Source organism: Campylobacter sp. CFSAN093233 (assembly GCF_011068165.1).
Classification (GTDB): Bacteria; Campylobacterota; Campylobacteria; order Campylobacterales; family Campylobacteraceae; genus Campylobacter_D; species Campylobacter_D jejuni.
In genome coordinates, this window is sequence record NZ_JAAMWY010000005.1 from 248079 (window position 1) to 264676 (window position 16598).

The following is a 16598-nucleotide window of genomic DNA, read 5'->3' on the forward strand; positions in this document are numbered from 1 at the left end:
GGTGAAGTATGAAAAAAGGTATTTTTTTATTGGTTTTTTTAAGTATTTTTTTTAGTGCGTGTAGTACGAAAAATGATGAAGGTTTATACAATCTTAGTGCTAGTGAGTGGTATAAGCAAATTATTAAAGATTTGCAGGACAAGGATTTGGAAAAAGCTGATGATCATTATAATGGTATGGCAAGTGAGCATGTTGCCGATCCTTTATTAGAAACTACTTTAATTATTTTAGCACAAGCTCATATGGATGAAGAGGAATATAAGTTAGCTGAATTTTATTTAGATGAATATAATAAAAAATTTGGAAATTCACGCAATGCTGATTATATTCGTTATCTTAAAATTAAGGCAAAATTTGATGCATTTGCAGTGCCAAATCGTAATCAGGCTTTAATGCTTGAAAGCCAAAAAGAAATAGATACTTTTTTGAAAGATTATCCTTATACAGAATATGAACCTTTGGTTCAAACAATGCTTACAAAATTTAATTTAGCGGTTTTTTATCTTAATAGTACTATAGAAAATCTATACCAGCGCATAGGGCATGATGAAAGTGCACAAATTTATAAACAAAGACTTCAAGAAAGTGAATTTTACCAGCAAAGTATTATCAAACCTGAGCTTCCTTGGTATAGAAGTATATTTGAAAGATTTTAATAAACAAGGAAAATAAATGCAGATTGAAGAGATACAAAATTATCCAGCAAATTTACCAGTATTGGTTGAAGATGAATTATTTTTATATCCTTTTATGATAACTCCTATTTTTATTAACGATTTATCCAATATGAAAGCTTTAGATCTCGCGATTAAAAATGATAGCATGCTTTTTGTTGCACCTTCAAAGTTGGAAAATGGAAGAAATTTTGATGAAATTTATAATTGCGGAGTGATTGGGACTATCATGCGAAAAGTTCCTTTGCCTGATGGAAGAGTGAAAATACTTTTTCAAGGATATGCCAAGGGTAAAATTATAGAGCAAATTTCTAATAAACCTTTAGAAGCCAAGATAGAACTTATAAAAGAAGACTTTTTAGAAGGAACTAAAAAAGAAGCACTTCTTGAAGTTTTAAAAGAGAAAGTAAAAAATTTGGCAAATATTAGTCATTATTTTTCTCCAGATCTTTTAAGAACAATTGAAGAAGGTTTTGATGCATCTAGGATTTGCGATTTGATTTTAAATACTGTGCGTATTAAAAAACAAGTTGCTTATGAGTTTTTTGTTTTAACAGATCTTGAGCAAAAATTAGTAAAATTAATAGATTTAATTGCTCAAGAAATAGAAGCTAATAAAATTCAAAAAGAAATTAAAAATAAAGTACATTCTCGTATTGATAAGGTAAATAAAGAATATTTTTTAAAAGAACAATTAAGACAAATTCAAAAAGAGCTTGGTTCTGATACGCAAAAAGAAGATGAGGTTAGAGAGTATCAAAAGCGTCTGGAGTTAAAGAAGAAATTTATGCACGAAGACGCTTATAAAGAAATCAAAAAACAAATTGAAAAATTCGAACGCATTCATCAAGATAATTCCGAAGCATCGATGATTCAAACTTACATAGAAACAGCATTAGATGTTCCTTTTGAAAAAATTTCTAAGAAAAAACTTGATATTAAGGAAGTTTCAAAACAGCTCAACCATGATCATTATGCATTAAATAAACCAAAAGAACGCATAGAAGAATATTTTGCAGTTAGGGAGCTTTTAGAAAAAAGAAAAATAGCAGAAAAAGATGGTGCTAAAGTTATACTTTGTCTTTATGGGCCTCCTGGCGTGGGTAAAACTTCACTGGCAAATTCTGTTTCAAAAGCTTTAAAAAGAGAGCTTATTCGTATAGCCTTAGGTGGACTTGAAGATGTTAATGAGCTGCGTGGTCATCGTAGAACTTACATAGGCGCTATGCCTGGACGTATTACTCAAGGACTCATAGAGGCAAAACAAATTAATCCTGTAATTGTATTGGATGAAATTGATAAATTAAATCGCAGTTTTAGAGGCGATCCAAGTGCGGTGCTTTTAGAAATTTTAGATCCAGAGCAAAATTCTAAATTTAGGGATTATTATTTAAATTTTAATATTGATTTAAGTAAAGTCATTTTTATAGCAACGGCAAATGATATTAGCAATATTCCTGCACCTTTAAGAGATAGAATGGAATTTATAGAACTTAGCTCTTATACTCCAAGTGAAAAATTTCATATAATGAAAAAATATTTAATTCCAGATGAGCTTAAAAAACATGGCTTAAAATCCAATGAATTATTTATTGATGATGAAACTATAGAGCTAATCATTAGCGATTATACTCGTGAATCAGGAGTTAGAAATTTGCGTCGCAAAGTGGCAGAGTTGTGTCGTAAGAGTGCTAAAAAACTACTTTTAGAAAATATTAAAAAAGTCATTATTAATACAAAAAATTTGAATGAATTTTTAGATAAAAAAGTTTTTGAAATAGAAAAAAATAATGGAGAAAATCAAGTAGGTCAGGTCAATGGTTTGGCTTGGACAAGCGTAGGTGGAGATGTTTTAAAAGTAGAGGCTGTAAAAATTAAAGGTAAAGGAGAATTAACGCTCACAGGAAGTTTGGGTGATGTAATGAAAGAATCAGCTAGAATTGCTTTTAGCATGATAAAAGTTTTAATCGATGAAGGAAAAATAAAAATACCTAAAAAAATAATTATTGATCCTAAAGTTAATGTTTATGATAGTTATAATATTCATATACATGTGCCAGATGGAGCTACTCCAAAAGATGGCCCAAGTGCAGGTATTACGATAAGCACAGCTATTGCTTCTATTTTTAGTGATAAAAAGGTTAAAGCAGATGTTGCAATGACGGGTGAAATAGATTTAAAAGGAAAAGTTTTACCAATAGGCGGATTAAAAGAAAAATTAATTGCAGCTTATAAAGCAGATATAAAAACAGCTTTAATTCCAAGAAAAAATTACGAAAGAGATTTAAAAGATATTCCTAGTGAGGTTAGAGACAATATGGAAATCATTGCTGTTGATACTTTCAGTGATGTTTTAGAATATACTTTGGTTTAACTTTATTTTGAGAATAAATGTATAAGAAAGCAAACTTTTTACAAGTTTGCTTTAAAAGATTATAGTCCTTCAAAAGGATTATTGATTACTTCTTTTCTATCCACTATATAAGGGATAAGAGCTACATGTCTTGCACGTTTGATTGCAACTTCTACCATTTCTTGGTATTTTTTGCTTGTGCCTGTTAAACGGCGTGGCATGATTTTAAATCTTTCAGATAAAGCATGTTTTAACATTGCTGTATCTTTATAATCAATAAATTCAACTTTTGCTTCAGTGTATTTGCAATATTTGCGAGAGTATTTTCTTTTTTCTGCCATAGTTTATCCTTTAAAATGGTAAATTAGTATCATCGCTATCATAAGCATCGATATCAATTTCTTTTAATTTTTCTTCGTGTTGTGGGTTTTGGTTTCTTTGTGGAGTAGGGTTTGCTTTTGCTTTATTAAAATTTTGATTTTCACTCATATAAGGATCATAGCTTTGATTTTCATAGTTTCCACTATAATTGTTGTTTGAAAAGCTATTATTGCCAAAACCACCTTGTTGTGGAGCATTGGAATTGCCAAGCATTTCCATATTTTCAACTTGAATGCTATGTTTAGAGCGATTTTGTCCATTTTGATCACTCCATTGTTCAAATCTCAAACGTCCTTCTATGAGTACTTTTGAACCTTTTGTAAGGTATTGGTTTGCAACTTCTGCGGTGCGACCATAAAAGCTTATATCAATAAAGCAAGTTTCTTCTCTTTTTTCTCCATTTGCGGTAAATCTTCTTGTTACTGCTATAGCGGAAGCTCCAATAGCACTACCGCTTTGTGCATAACGCATTTCTATATCACGTGTAAGATTTCCAACCAAAACAACTTTGTTAAACATCTTTTTCCTTATTGAATTTCAGGAGCATCTAAAGGTTTAATTTCTTTTTTAGATTGCTTAATCCCGTGGCTTAGTTTTTCCCAAGCTGCAATTTCTTTTTTATTTTCATATTTTACGATTAAAAATCTTATTACTTCTTCAGTGATTCTTAACACCCTTTCAAGCTCAGCGATCAAGTTTGTAGGAGCTTTGAAATAAATCACAAAATAAGTTCCTCTTTCGTATTTTTTGATTTTATACGCTAATTTTCTAGTACCCATTGGAACAACAGTTTCAATTTCTGCACTATTTTTGGTTAGGACTTCTTTAACGAATTCCAACTTCGCATTCACTTCCTCTTCAGTAAGTGTTGGTTTTAAGATAAATAAAACCTCATAATGTTTCATCTTTTCTCCTTATGGATGTTAAAGCCCATTTTTATGAGCAAGGATTTTGCATAAAGCAAGACTAGATTATATCAAAATATACTTAATTAGTCTTGAATACTTAAGGTTTTATCTAAATTTGTTTTGATTTCTTCAAGCATAGCAAAACGTTTTTTATACATGGAGCGTTTTTGCGAAGGGATTTCTTCTAGGTTTTTTTGAGAGTGGTGGAGTTTATAGTATTTGTGTTTATTGATTTTTATTAATTCTCCACCATTTTCTAGCCAAATTTTTTGATAATCTACAAAATAGCCTTTTTCTTTTCCTTTTTGAGAACGGATTTGATTTTTTTCATGTACACCTAAAGTAGTTTGAAGTTTTAAAATTTCACAAAGCATCTTAGAGCATTCTATAAGTAAAGCAACAGGGCGCAAACCATGACATTTTTTAGTTAAAATTTTATTAATTTCTAAAATATTAAAATCTTTGTATTTATGTCCTTGTATACAAGAAAGTAGAAGATTGTTTTCTAAAGTAAAGCAAAAATTACATTGTAAGATTGTGTATTTTTTAAATTTTAAAGAAAAAGCCCAAAAACCTTCTTCGCAAACATTATAGTTATATCCTAAAAAAAGCTCAAAATCTTCATCAAAAGAAAAAATTATTTGCTCCTCGGGAAGAAATTTAAAACAAGCGAGTCCCTTATCAACATCATAAATAAGTGTTTTAACACGTTCATTTGCTTTAAAACTTTTATCGCAAAATCTTCTTGTAGTATTGTAACAAGCATAGGGTCTTTGAGAGAAAAAGTCTTTTAAATGTTTATTTTTTTCTTTATTAAGCGTTTTTTCTAGAAGTCTTACTTGAGGAAAATATAAAATTTTTCTTGCTTGAAAACGCAAATAGCGCCAAAAGATTATACTTTTTCTTCTATCAGTAAAATTTGGAATAGGGTAGGAAAATTTTTTATTCACCTATAATCCTTGATATATCATTATAAGTTGCAAAGAGCATTAAACTTAAAAGTATTGCCATGCCTGTATAGCTTAAATATTCAAAAGTACGCTGTGGAACTTTGCGTCTAAAAATCATTTCATAAAGATTAAAAAGTATATGTCCTCCATCAAGCATAGGAATAGGTAAAAGATTTAAAATGCCTAAATTTATAGAAATTAAAGCAGTGATAAATAAAAGCAAAGTAAAGCTATTTTGTGCAGCCTTTGAGGTAATTTCAGTCATGGTGATAATACCGCCTAAATTTTTTGCTTCAACTTCACCACTTATGAGTTTTACAATACCCTTGATGATGAGTGTAGAAGCTTGAAAACTTTCTTGTGCGGCATATTTAAAACTTTCTAAACCTTGGTGTTTTACAAGAGTGCTTGTCCCATTTGGACTGACTCCAAGTTGAGGTTTTTCAACGATTTGTCCAAAGTCATTGTATCCTTGTCCTATTTTTGGAGTTAAAATAAATTCTAAATTTTTTCCTTCTCTATTGATTAATATTTTCAAAGGATCTAAACTTAAATGCTTTGAAATTTCATCAAAGGTTTGAATTCTTATACCGTTAATTTCTAAGATAGTATCATTTTTTTGAAGTCCTATTTCTTGTGCAGCAGAGTTTGACGCTATGTTTCCTATTTGCGGAGCAAGTTTGTTTAGACCTAAATTTCCTATGATAATATAAAGAAAAAAAGCTAAAATTAGATTAAAAAATGGTCCAGCAAAAAGAATATAAATCTTTTTTAAAGGACTTAAAATGCTATAGCTATCTTTGTCTAGATTTTCAAAACCAGGACGCATATCATCTTGTCCTTTAAGTTTAACATATCCTCCAAGTGGTAAAGTGCTTAAGCGATAGTTTGTGCCTTTAAATTCACGCTCTATAAGACTTTTTCCAAATCCTATACTAAAAACTTCAACTTTTACACCCAAAGATCTTGCAGCCAAAAAATGTCCTAATTCGTGAAAGAAAATTAAAAATGAGATGACTAAAACAGTTGCTAAAAATTCAATAGAATAAAATTTAATTCCCAAAATCAAAATAACAATTAAAAATAATAAAGATCTCATTTTTCTCCTTTTTTTTGAGCTTTTATATAAGTATAGATGTATTCAAATCCAGAATAAAGAGTTAAAATCAAAGCTATGTAAAGTAGAATTTCACCGCCTATCCACTCCATGATTAAAAATCCTATCGCAGTCATTTGAAAAGCGGTTTTAAGTTTGCCTGCAAAAGAAGCATTGACATTTAAATTTTCGCTAATCATTACAACTCTAAAACCTGTGATAAAAAATTCCCTTACTAGTATAATATAAATTACCCATTCATTAGCTTTTCCTGTAAGTAAAAGCCCTAAAAAAGCTGCTAAAACAAGCATTTTATCGGCTAATGGATCTAAGATTCCACCCAGTTTTGTAGTTTGTTTCCAAGTTCTTGCGATGTATCCATCAAAAAAATCACTTAAAGCTGCTAATGAAAAAGTTAAAGCAGCAAAATAGTTAATCCAACTTTGATGAATATTTTCAAAATGATGAATTAATAAAAAAAATAGCAAAGGCGCTAAAACCATTCTAAAAATCGCCAAGATATTGGGTAAATTCATAACAAGCCTTGTGAAATTAAATGTAAAATTATAATCAAAATTGTATAAAATTTAAGCAAAGACTTAGTAAAAATACAAAAAAAGAATCAGTTTATTTTTATTTAAATTTTGCTTAAAAGCAAAATTTAAATAAATTTTACAACTTCATCAAAACTAAAACGATTTTTTTGAGGATTTTTTTCATCGTTGCAATATCCTAAAGCTACCACCAAACTTGATCTTTCTTTTTGAATATCAAGTGATAAATAAGAATCAAGCTTTTCTTTATCAAAACCACCTATAGTGCAACTTGCTATATTTAAAGCATTAGCACTGTAAAGTATGCTAGCTAGAGCTATATGAGCTTGTTCTCTTGCATAAGATATTTTTTGTTCTTGATTCAGAGATTTTAAAAAAGGCATATAAGCATCTAAGCGTTTTTGAATTTCTGTTTCACTCATATCTCTTTTTCTAAGTTTTTCTTCAAAATAATCTAAAAAATCAAGTCTTGAAATGATGATAATTAATGCAGCGCAATCTTTTACATGTTTTTGTTGGTTGCAAATTTTAGAAAGTTCTTCTTTTCTTTTCTCATCTTGCATTACTATAAATTTCCAAGGTTCCAGTCCTAAGGAACTGGGGCTTAATCTTGTTATTTCTAAAATAGAATTTAAATCCTCTTTTTTGAGTTTTTCATTTTTAAAATTTCTACAAGAATATCTTGTGCTAAAAATTTCAAGTTCTTTTTTCATTATTTTTCCTTGTAAAATTCGACGACTTCATTAAAATTTAAGCGTTGAGTAGAATATTTTGGTTCGTGGGCTTTATATCCTAAGGATAAAATTACGGCAGTTTCAAAAGGATAAGTTAAATTAAGAAAATCATCAACCTTAGCTTTTTCAAAGCCACCTATCATGCAAGAATCAATACCTAAGCTCATTGCAGCTAGTGACATTTGCATCATAGCAAGATAGCATTGAAGTTGTGCATAATGATAGAGTTCATTATCATTCATTGCATTGGTTTTATGAGTATAAATTTCTAAAATTTTTTGAAAATTTTCTTCGCTAGAACCTGAGAAACGACGCACTTGTTTTTGTGCAAATTCATCTTTGCTTTGAAGATCTTTTCTTGCTAGAAAAATAATATTATGACTTGCACTTGCTACATTTTGTTGATTGTAACATAGGGTTGAGAGTTTAAGATTGTGTTCTTTTTGTTCTAATACTACAAATTTCCAAGGCTCAAATCCATGTGAGCTTGGGGCTAAGACTCCACTTTCTAAGATAAAATGCAAATCCTTTTCATTGATTTTTTTATCATTAAAAAGTTTACAAGCTCTGCGTTTTGAAATTAGTTCTTTAAAATTCATTTTATTCCTTAAAATCAAAAATAATAATATTAATTATAAAATGCAAAGCTTAATCAAAAAATATTATAGTTTGATATTTTTCTTAAAAACAAAACCGGATTTTTCAAAACCCATTTTTTGGATATAAAATTCATGAGCTTGTGTTCTAAAAAAACTTGAACTTAGTTCTAATTCTTCATATCCTTGATCTTTTGCCCAAATTTGGATTTTTTTCAAAAAAGCTTGACCTATACCTTTTCCTCTTAAAGCTTCATCTACGACAAAATCACAAATATAAAGACAATGATTATGATAAAGTACATTAAAGGGCATGACTCCACAAGCTGCTTTGTAGCTTCCCTCATTTTCATAGGCAAAAAGTTTATAATGTTGAGTTTGTGTAGCAAGTTGGATTTTGTCTAAAAAATCTTTCAAAGATAGGTTATTTCTTAATTGTTTTATCAAGGGATAAATTTTTTCCAAGTCTTCTTTTAGCTTAATTTCTTTCATTTTTAAATCCCTTAAATTTCAAAAATTTCAGGTTTTAATTTTAAAAGTAAGCAAAAAGTTGCCAAAACAGCTTGTTCTTGCATAAATTCACGATCTCCATCTAAATAAAGCGTTTCTTGGATAAAAGTTCCATCTCTAAACATTGCACCTATATAAATAGTGCCTGATTTTATTTTTCCCTCATCTTTTTCGCCAACTACTCCGCTAACAGCTAAGGCAAAATCAGGATTAGCTGTTTTAAAAATACCTTTTAGCATAAAATAAACACAACGTTCACTGTATTCGCCATTATTTTCTAAGACGCTTTCGCTAATTCCAAGCCATTCGTGTTTGATGCGGTTGGAATAACTTACAATAGAACCTTCAAAAATTTCACTTACACCTGAAATTTTGGTTAAGGTACTTGCACAAAGTCCACCTGTGCAACTTTCAGCAAAAGAAATTTTTAATTTTTTTTCTAAAAGTTTAGAGCTTATAAAATGTATGGGATCTTTACCTAAAAATACCTTTTGTCCAAAAAGATTTTTTACGCTATTTAAAAAACCATCAAGTTTTCCAAAATTAGCGCAAGTGGCCTTAATAAGCACAAGATTATCTAAAAGCTTGGTTGATTTTATACTTATCTCATAAGATTTTGTTAGGGTTTGCAGTAGCAATATAGCGCTTTCATCATCCATGCCAAAAATGCAAAAATATGCAAAATTTAATTTTATATGCCCAAGAAGATTGGGTAATTTTTCGCTTGGATTTATTTTAACGACATTAATTTTTGAATTTGAAAAATTACACACAAAGCTATTTTTACTAAATTCTGCTTTATCTGGAACCAAGGTATCATCTTTTAAGATAAGATTATCATCATTTAAAGTTGCTAAAATTTTAGCAACAGTCGCATAATGCAAAGAGCTTGTAAATAAAGTGATAAAATCATACTGATTTAAGAGATTTTCAAGTAAAAAAGGTAAATCTTTATCGGTTTTATTTTGTATGCGAATTTCGTTGATTTCTTTAAATTTTTCTTCATAAGTTCTATAAATATAATTTTTGAATTTTTCGTTTATAGTAAGCTCATCTCCTATAAGATAAAGCAAATGTTTCATAAATTTTCCTTTTTTTCTTATAATTATAGCCAAAAACAAAGTAGAAATTAAAGCTAATTTGAGTAGAATTTAAGATTATTAAAAATTAGGTGGAAAAAATGGACTACAAAGAAACTCTACTTTTGCCCAGTACTAGTTTTGCTATGCGGGCGAATTTAGCGGAACTTGAACCGCAAAGATTTAAAAAATGGTTTGAGCAAAATTATGCTTATGAAAAAATGAAAGAAAATCGCAAAAATGCGAAAAAAAGTTTTACCTTACACGATGGCCCCCCTTATGCTAACGGACATATCCATATAGGACATGCTTTAAATAAAATTTTAAAAGAAACTATTATCAAAACGCATTATTTTAAAGGTGAGAGTGTGCGTTTTACTCCAGGGTGGGATTGTCATGGTTTGCCTATAGAACAACAAGTAGAAGTAAAGCTTGGAGAAAAGAAAAAAAGCTTAAGTAAAAAAGAAATTCGTGAGTTTTGCAGACAACATGCGAGTGAATTTGTAGATATCCAAAGAGAAGAATTTAAAAATTTAGGCATTATTGCAGATTGGGATAAGCCTTATTTAACTATGAAATTTGAGTTTGAAGCAGCGATTTATAGAACTTTATGCGAGATTGCTAAAAAAGGCTTACTTTGCGAGCGTTCTAAGCCTGTTTTTTGGAGTTGGGCGGCAAAGTCAGCTTTAGCGGAAGCTGAAGTAGAGTATCAAGATAAAGAAGATTATTCTATCTTTGTGGCTTTTGATTTAGATGTAAAAGCTTGCGAAAAATTAGGCGTTTCAAAAGCAAGCGCAGTGATATGGACAACTACGCCTTGGACTTTGGTGGCTAATCAAGCTATAGCTTTAAATCCTAATGAAAATTATGTGATCACCAAAGAGGGTTTGATTTTTGCAAGTGCTTTACTTAAAAGTATGGTAGAAAAAGGACTTACAAGTGGAGAAATTCAAAAAGAACTAAACGCAAAAGAATTTGAAAAACTTGAAGCTATCAATCCTTTAAATGGAAGAAAATCTGTTTTAATTATGGGCGAGCATGTATTGATGGATGGTGGAAGTGGACTTGTACATACTGCACCAGGACATGGCGAAGATGATTATTATGCTTGTTTGAAATATGGCATTGAGGTTTTAATGCCTGTTGATGATAGTGGATGTTATGATGAAACTTTAAGAGCTAAAGGGCTTTTGCCTTCTCATTTGCTTGAAGAGTTTATAGGTCTTCATATTTTTAAGGCCAATGAAAAAATTTTAGAACTTTTAGGCGAAAAACTGTTACATTCTTCTAAATTTATACACTCTTATCCATTTTGTTGGAGAACGCATAAGCCTGTGATTTATAGAGCTACTAAACAATGGTTTATTTTAATGGATGAACCAAAACTTCAAGGAAAAACTTTAAGAGAGTGTGCAAAAGAACAACTTTTAAAAACAACCTTTTATCCGCAAAGTGGGGTAAAAAGAATAGGTTCTATGGTGGAAAATCGCCCAGATTGGTGTATTTCAAGACAAAGAGACTGGGGAACGCCTATAGCCTTTTTTAGAGATAAAAACACTAAAGAAGTGATTTTTGATGATGAGTTTTTTGACTTTGTAGCAGCTATCTTTGAAAAACATGGCGCTGATGCGTGGTGGGAGTTTGAAATCAAAGATTTAATTCCTACAAATTCAAAATACAACGCTGAAAATTTAGAAAAAGTATATGATATTTTAGATGTTTGGTTTGATAGTGGAAGTACTTTTAATGCGGTTTTAAATAGCGGACTTTATGACACAGGAGAAAAAAGAGCAAGTATGTATTTAGAAGGAAGCGATCAACATCGGGGTTGGTTTCAAAGCTCTTTGCTTGTAGGTACAGCGATCAATGAAAGTGCACCTTATGAAAGCATTTTAACTCATGGTTTTACCACCGATGAAAAAGGGCAAAAAATGTCTAAATCTAAAGGCAATGTGATTGCTCCTGAATATGTAGCAAAAACCTATGGAGTTGAAATTTTAAGACTTTGGATACTTTTAAGTGATTATTCAAGTGATTTAAAAATTTCAGACAATATCTTAAAACAAGTAGGCGAACAATACCGCAAAATAAGAAACACTATAAGATTTTTACTTGCCAATACCAATGATTTAAAAGATTTAAAAGTTAAAGAATTTAGTTTTATTGATAAATGGATATTAAGCCGTGCAACTAAAGTTTTTAAAGCAAGCAAAGAGGCATTTTTTGCTTATGAATTTGCTAAAGGTTTTAGTTTGCTTTTAAATTTCTTAAGTGCGGATTTAAGTGGGATTTATCTTGATATCAGTAAAGATAGACTTTATTGTGATAGCGAAAATGCCCAAAGAAGAAAATCTGCTCAAGTGGCTATGGCTTTGATAGCAAAAGAGCTTTTAAATTTACTTGCTCCAAATTTAAGCTATAGTGTAGATGAGGCTTTAGAACATGCTAATGTTTTAATCAAAGGTGATGCAAAAGATGTATTTGATCTAAGTTTAACTCAGGATTTTGATTATGATTTTGGTATAGATGATACATTTTTAATGAGTGCTAGAGAGAAATTTTTTGAACAGATTGATATACTTAAAAAAGATAAAATCATTAAATCTACTTTGGAATTAAATTTAAACATCAGTTTTAATAAATTCCCAAATGAGGAATTAGCCGATTGGTTTATGGTAAGTCAAATCAGCAATGAAAATGAAGAAATTTTGGCTGAATTTGAAGTAGAGAATGAGAAATTTAAAATCACCAAAGCTTCACTTTGTAAATGCCCAAGATGTTGGAAACTTCAAAGTAAAGATGAAGAAACACCTTGTTTAAGATGTGAAGAAGTTTTAAAAGGGATTCAATGCTAGAAAATCCTATTCCAAATAGCATTATCATCACAACTATAGCGGTGGTTTTGGCTTTTAGTGCTTTAGCAGTATTTTTGATCAAAAAAACAAAGGAAAATAAATGATAACTTTAAAAGAAGCTTTAAAATACTCCAAAGAAGAACTTGAAAATTTAAAAAAAGAACTCAATGAAAAAGCAAAAAAAGAAAAAAAAATAGGTGCTTATATCGAACAATTTTTAGATAAAGACTTAAGTGTTTCAGGTGAAGGTGTGCCTGTAGCTATAAAAGATAATATCAGCGTAAAGGGCTGGGAGCTTACTAGTGCGAGTAAGATTTTACAAGGTTATATCGCTCCTTATGATGCAAGTGTGATTGTTAATTTAAAAGCTAATGGTTTTTCTCCTTTTGGGCGTTGCAATATGGATGAATTTGCTATGGGAAGTTCAACAGCGAGTTCTTATTATGGCAAAACTTTAAATCCTTTAAATTTTGAGCGTGTGCCAGGTGGTTCAAGTGGTGGAAGTGCTGCTGCGGTAGCGGGTGGCTTGGCTTTGGCAAGTTTGGGTTCTGATACAGGAGGATCTGTACGTCAGCCTGCAGCTTTTTGTGGTTGCGTAGGATTTAAACCGAGTTATGGAAGAGTGAGTCGCTATGGCTTAGCTTCTTATTCTTCAAGTTTGGATCAAATTGGGGTTTTAACGCAAAATGTAGAAGATGCGGCAATTTTATATGATGCGATCGCAGGATATGATAAAATGGATAGCACGAGTGCAAATATCGAGTTTATCAAAACCGCTCCAAATTTAAATGCAAATAAAAAATTAAAAATTGCAGTGATTGAAAATTATGTCAATGATGCAGATAGTGAAGTAAAAAACGCACTTTTAAAAACCATAGATATGTTAAAAGCTAATGGACATGAGATTGTATATAAAAATTTGCTTGATTCTAAGTTTGATATCGCAGCGTATTATATCATCGCAACAGCTGAAGCAAGTGCAAATTTAAGTCGTTATGATGGGGTGCGTTATGGCAAGCGTTCTGAAAATATCCAAAATTTAAAAGAAATGTATGTAAATACACGCAGCGAAGGTTTTGGAGAAGAAGTAAAAAGAAGAATTTTGTTAGGAACTTTTGTTTTAAGCAGTGGATATTATGATGCGTATTATATTAAAGCACAAAAAGCTAGAGCTTTTATTAAGGTAAAATATGAAGAAATTTTGCAAGATTGTGATCTTATTTTTATGCCTGTAACGCCTACAACGGCTTTTAAATTTGATACTCAAAAAAGCCCTATGCAAACTTATTTAGAAGATGTTTATACTATCTCTGTAAATTTAGCAGGACTTGGAGGCATTAGTGTGCCTGTTGCAAAAGATAAAGAAGGGCTTAATATATCAGCACAACTGATTTGCAAAGCTTATGATGAACAAACCTTGTTAGATGGGGCTTTAAGTTTAGAACAAATGATTAAACATTAAGGATGAAAGATGAAAATTGTAAAAAGAGCTTTAACTTTTGAAGATGTATTATTGCGTCCTGGGTATTCTGAAGTTTTACCTAAGGAAGTAAAAATTCACACTAAATTAACAAAAAATATCACTTTAAATATGCCTTTAATCTCTGCGGCTATGGATACAGTTACTGAACACAGGGCTGCTATTATGATGGCAAGACTTGGAGGGCTTGGAGTGATTCATAAAAACATGGATATAGCCTCACAGGTTAGAGAAGTAAAAAGAGTGAAAAAAAGCGAAAGCGGGGTGATTATCGATCCTATTTTTGTAAGTCCTAAGGCAAGTGTTGCGGAAGCTTTAGAAATTATGGCAGAGTATAGAATTTCAGGTGTTCCTGTAGTAGATGAAGATAAGAAACTAATAGGCATACTCACCAATCGTGATTTAAGATTTGAGAGTGATTTTTCAAATTTGGTTGAAAATGTTATGACTAAAATGCCTTTAATTACTGCTCCAAAGGGTTGTACTTTAGATGATGCGGAAAAAATTTTCAGCACCAACAAAGTAGAAAAACTTCCTATAGTTGATGAACAAGGACGCTTGGAAGGACTTATCACTATAAAAGATCTTAAAAAACGCAAAGAATATCCTGATGCCAATAAAGATAATTTTGGAAGATTACGCGTGGGTGCGGCTATAGGAGTAGGGCAAATGGATCGTGTGAATGCTTTAGTTGAAGCAGGCGTTGATGTTGTTGTGCTTGATTCTGCGCATGGGCATTCTAAGGGTATTATTGATACAGTAAAAGCAATTAAGGCTAAATATCCAAATTTAGATCTTATCGCAGGAAATATCGCCACTGCAGCTGCAGCAAAAGCACTTTGTGAAGCAGGAGTAGATGCGGTTAAAGTAGGTATTGGGCCAGGAAGTATTTGTACTACACGTATTGTTTCAGGTGTGGGCGTGCCTCAAATTTCAGCCATTGATGAGTGCGTGGAAGAAGCAAATAAATTTGGCGTTCCTGTGATAGCTGATGGCGGGATTAAATATTCAGGTGATATCGCAAAAGCTTTAGCTGTAGGTGCGAGTTCTGTTATGATAGGATCGCTTTTAGCTGGAACGGATGAGAGTCCAGGAGAGCTTTTTACTTATCAAGGAAGACAATATAAGTCTTATCGTGGTATGGGCTCACTTGGGGCTATGCAAAAGGGAAGTTCGGATAGATATTTTCAGCAAGGTACTGCTCAAGATAAACTCGTTCCTGAAGGTATAGAAGGGCGTGTTCCTTATGTGGGAAGTATAAGAAGCGTGGTGCATCAACTTTTAGGAGGTTTGCGTTCTTCTATGGGTTATGTTGGGGCTAAAGATATAGAAGATTTTCAAAAAAGAGCCGAATTTGTTGAAATTACCACTGCAGGGCTTAAAGAAAGTCACGTGCATGATGTTACTATCACTCATGAAGCACCAAACTACAAGGTTAATCATCAATGAGTTTTGAAGAAAATTTAAAACACGCTAATGAATCTTTGGAAAAATTAAATAATCAAGAGCTTGCCTTAGATGAAAGTGTAAAAATTTATAAAGAAGGTTTAGAGAGTATCAAAAAAGCAAGACTTGAGCTTGAAAAAGCAAAATTAGAAGTGGAGCAAATCGATGAGTAAAATAGCAGCTTTACAGTTTCCAACTTTAGCTTTAAGTGAATCAAGGCTTGATTATTATCTTAAAGCTTCAAAAGACAATGGAGTAAATTTAGTAGTTTTGGGAGAATATGTGATCAACAGTTTTTTTACAGAACTTTTGCATATGCCAAAAAATATGATAAAAGAACAAAGCGAAGCTAAAAAAGAAAGCTTGATTAAACTTGCTAAAAAATACGAATTAGAAATTATCGCTCCTTATGTAAGCGTTGAAGCTAAAAGTTATAAAAAACTTTGCTTAAAAGTTACTCCAAATGGTGTGAAAAGTTATGAACAGCAAATTTTAATGCCTTATGAACATTGGAATGAAGAAAAATTTTTCAGCAACAAAACTCCATCAGAATTAAAAATTTTTACTTTTAATTATGAAAAATTAAAATGTGCTTTGCTTTTTGGTTTTGAGACACATTTTGATATTTTTTGGCAACAGATTATGGCGAAAAAAATTGATTTGGTTATCGTTCCTAGTGCTTGTACCTTTGAAAGCAAACAAAGATGGGAAGAACTTTTAAAAACAAGAGCTTTTTTAAATTCTACAAGCATTTTAAGAGTAAATCGCATAGGCAAAACAAAAGATGAGTGGAATTTTTACGGCGATACTTTGTTTATTAATGCTTTTGGTGAGATAGAAAGTAAATTGGGTTCTGAAGAAGAAATGCTTATTATAGAGCCTAAAAAAAGTGATGAAGCAAGAAAACTTTGGGGTTTTGATAAGATAATAAAAGAATTTAAAAATTAAATTTATACTTATAGATTTATAAGTTTATAAAAGT

18 protein-coding genes are annotated in these 16598 nt (G+C 31.0%); 8 read left to right on the plus strand and 10 right to left on the minus strand.

What is annotated here, in order from left to right:
- Positions 1-8 precede the first annotated feature (8 nt).
- Together FBF15_RS04115 and lon are read left to right on the plus strand one after the other, a co-directional pair.
- Positions 9-656 (plus strand): outer membrane protein assembly factor BamD, encoded by a 648-nt coding sequence (locus FBF15_RS04115; protein ID WP_012006727.1) that lies wholly within the window; start codon positions 9-11, stop codon positions 654-656.
- Positions 657-672: 16 nt separating this feature from the next.
- Positions 673-3048, plus strand: a complete 2376-nt coding sequence (gene lon, locus FBF15_RS04120) for an endopeptidase La (RefSeq protein WP_002885146.1) — start codon at positions 673-675, stop codon at positions 3046-3048.
- 59 nt (positions 3049-3107) lie between these two features.
- Here the strand turns inward: lon and rpsR are convergent, their stop codons facing one another.
- The 10 genes from rpsR to FBF15_RS04170 form a co-directional block, all read right to left on the minus strand.
- Positions 3108-3368 (minus strand): 30S ribosomal protein S18, encoded by a 261-nt coding sequence (rpsR, locus tag FBF15_RS04125; protein WP_002853032.1) that lies wholly within the window; start codon positions 3366-3368, stop codon positions 3108-3110.
- 10 nt (positions 3369-3378) lie between these two features.
- The gene (locus tag FBF15_RS04130) at positions 3379-3927 is read right to left on the minus strand and encodes a single-stranded DNA-binding protein (RefSeq protein WP_032591511.1); all 549 of its coding nucleotides are present in this window, start codon (positions 3925-3927) and stop codon (positions 3379-3381) included.
- Between the two features lie 8 nt (positions 3928-3935).
- Entirely contained in the window at positions 3936-4313 is a 378-nt protein-coding gene (rpsF, locus tag FBF15_RS04135) for a 30S ribosomal protein S6 (protein WP_002853062.1), read from the minus strand.
- A gap of 86 nt (positions 4314-4399) precedes the next feature.
- Positions 4400-5266 (minus strand): VirK family antimicrobial peptide resistance protein, encoded by an 867-nt coding sequence (locus tag FBF15_RS04140; protein ID WP_165434580.1) that lies wholly within the window; start codon positions 5264-5266, stop codon positions 4400-4402.
- Positions 5259-6365 (minus strand): RIP metalloprotease RseP, encoded by a 1107-nt coding sequence (gene rseP / locus FBF15_RS04145; RefSeq protein ID WP_002867184.1) that lies wholly within the window; start codon positions 6363-6365, stop codon positions 5259-5261. The genes FBF15_RS04140 and rseP overlap by 8 nt, the downstream gene beginning before the upstream one ends.
- On the minus strand, positions 6362-6898 hold the full coding sequence (gene pgsA, locus FBF15_RS04150) for a CDP-diacylglycerol--glycerol-3-phosphate 3-phosphatidyltransferase (protein ID WP_002853053.1): 537 nt from the start codon (positions 6896-6898) through the stop codon (positions 6362-6364). The genes rseP and pgsA overlap by 4 nt, the downstream gene beginning before the upstream one ends.
- Before the next feature lie 125 nt (positions 6899-7023).
- Entirely contained in the window at positions 7024-7629 is a 606-nt protein-coding gene (locus FBF15_RS04155; RefSeq protein ID WP_002867183.1) for an NAD(P)H-dependent oxidoreductase, read from the minus strand.
- A complete protein-coding gene (locus tag FBF15_RS04160; protein ID WP_002852938.1) occupies positions 7629-8249 on the minus strand; it encodes an NAD(P)H-dependent oxidoreductase in 621 nt (206 codons plus the stop codon). The genes FBF15_RS04155 and FBF15_RS04160 overlap by 1 nt, the downstream gene beginning before the upstream one ends.
- Positions 8250-8312: 63 nt before the next feature.
- Positions 8313-8738 (minus strand): GNAT family N-acetyltransferase, encoded by a 426-nt coding sequence (locus FBF15_RS04165; RefSeq protein WP_002777060.1) that lies wholly within the window; start codon positions 8736-8738, stop codon positions 8313-8315.
- 11 nt (positions 8739-8749) lie between these two features.
- On the minus strand, positions 8750-9838 hold the full coding sequence (locus FBF15_RS04170) for a CinA family protein (RefSeq protein WP_002867182.1): 1089 nt from the start codon (positions 9836-9838) through the stop codon (positions 8750-8752).
- Positions 9839-9936: 98 nt separating this feature from the next.
- Here FBF15_RS04170 and ileS point away from each other — a divergent pair, with 98 nt between their 5' ends.
- The 6 genes from ileS to FBF15_RS04200 are packed head-to-tail and all read left to right on the plus strand — an operon-like array spanning position 9937 to position 16564.
- Positions 9937-12690, plus strand: coding sequence for an isoleucine--tRNA ligase (ileS, locus tag FBF15_RS04175; RefSeq protein ID WP_038817164.1), 2754 nt, complete (start codon positions 9937-9939; stop codon positions 12688-12690).
- The gene (locus FBF15_RS04180; protein ID WP_002869114.1) at positions 12684-12794 is read left to right on the plus strand and encodes a membrane protein; all 111 of its coding nucleotides are present in this window, start codon (positions 12684-12686) and stop codon (positions 12792-12794) included. The genes ileS and FBF15_RS04180 overlap by 7 nt, the downstream gene beginning before the upstream one ends.
- Entirely contained in the window at positions 12791-14152 is a 1362-nt protein-coding gene (gatA, locus tag FBF15_RS04185; protein WP_038817165.1) for an Asp-tRNA(Asn)/Glu-tRNA(Gln) amidotransferase subunit GatA, read from the plus strand. Before FBF15_RS04180 ends, gatA begins: the two co-directional genes overlap by 4 nt.
- A gap of 9 nt (positions 14153-14161) precedes the next feature.
- Positions 14162-15619, plus strand: coding sequence for an IMP dehydrogenase (gene guaB, locus FBF15_RS04190; RefSeq protein WP_002856408.1), 1458 nt, complete (start codon positions 14162-14164; stop codon positions 15617-15619).
- Positions 15616-15789 carry an exodeoxyribonuclease VII small subunit gene (gene xseB, locus FBF15_RS04195; RefSeq protein WP_002853034.1) on the plus strand — a complete coding sequence of 58 codons (174 nt, stop codon included), beginning with the start codon at positions 15616-15618 and terminating at the stop codon, positions 15787-15789. The genes guaB and xseB overlap by 4 nt, the downstream gene beginning before the upstream one ends.
- Positions 15782-16564, plus strand: a complete 783-nt coding sequence (locus FBF15_RS04200; protein ID WP_002888304.1) for a carbon-nitrogen hydrolase family protein — start codon at positions 15782-15784, stop codon at positions 16562-16564. The genes xseB and FBF15_RS04200 overlap by 8 nt, the downstream gene beginning before the upstream one ends.
- Positions 16565-16598: the final 34 nt, after the last annotated feature.

Excerpts from the sequence above, each read along its gene's own strand:
- FBF15_RS04155 (WP_002867183.1), bottom strand. The coding sequence starts at position 7,629 with ATGAAAAAAGAACTTGAAATTTTTAGCACAAGATATTCTTGTAGAAAT.
- pgsA (WP_002853053.1), bottom strand. The coding sequence starts at position 6,898 with ATGAATTTACCCAATATCTTGGCGATTTTTAGAATGGTTTTAGCGCCT.
- rpsR (WP_002853032.1), bottom strand. The coding sequence starts at position 3,368 with ATGGCAGAAAAAAGAAAATACTCTCGCAAATATTGCAAATACACTGAA.
- xseB (WP_002853034.1), top strand. The coding sequence starts at position 15,616 with ATGAGTTTTGAAGAAAATTTAAAACACGCTAATGAATCTTTGGAAAAA.
- FBF15_RS04115 (WP_012006727.1), top strand. The coding sequence starts at position 9 with ATGAAAAAAGGTATTTTTTTATTGGTTTTTTTAAGTATTTTTTTTAGT.
- FBF15_RS04200 (WP_002888304.1), top strand. The coding sequence starts at position 15,782 with ATGAGTAAAATAGCAGCTTTACAGTTTCCAACTTTAGCTTTAAGTGAA.
- FBF15_RS04165 (WP_002777060.1), bottom strand. The coding sequence starts at position 8,738 with ATGAAAGAAATTAAGCTAAAAGAAGACTTGGAAAAAATTTATCCCTTG.
- ileS (WP_038817164.1), top strand. The coding sequence starts at position 9,937 with ATGGACTACAAAGAAACTCTACTTTTGCCCAGTACTAGTTTTGCTATG.
- guaB (WP_002856408.1), top strand. The coding sequence starts at position 14,162 with ATGAAAATTGTAAAAAGAGCTTTAACTTTTGAAGATGTATTATTGCGT.
- gatA (WP_038817165.1), top strand. The coding sequence starts at position 12,791 with ATGATAACTTTAAAAGAAGCTTTAAAATACTCCAAAGAAGAACTTGAA.
- rpsF (WP_002853062.1), bottom strand. The coding sequence starts at position 4,313 with ATGAAACATTATGAGGTTTTATTTATCTTAAAACCAACACTTACTGAA.
- rseP (WP_002867184.1), bottom strand. The coding sequence starts at position 6,365 with ATGAGATCTTTATTATTTTTAATTGTTATTTTGATTTTGGGAATTAAA.
- FBF15_RS04170 (WP_002867182.1), bottom strand. The coding sequence starts at position 9,838 with ATGAAACATTTGCTTTATCTTATAGGAGATGAGCTTACTATAAACGAA.
- lon (WP_002885146.1), top strand. The coding sequence starts at position 673 with ATGCAGATTGAAGAGATACAAAATTATCCAGCAAATTTACCAGTATTG.
- FBF15_RS04180 (WP_002869114.1), top strand. The coding sequence starts at position 12,684 with ATGCTAGAAAATCCTATTCCAAATAGCATTATCATCACAACTATAGCG.
- FBF15_RS04160 (WP_002852938.1), bottom strand. The coding sequence starts at position 8,249 with ATGAATTTTAAAGAACTAATTTCAAAACGCAGAGCTTGTAAACTTTTT.
- FBF15_RS04130 (WP_032591511.1), bottom strand. The coding sequence starts at position 3,927 with ATGTTTAACAAAGTTGTTTTGGTTGGAAATCTTACACGTGATATAGAA.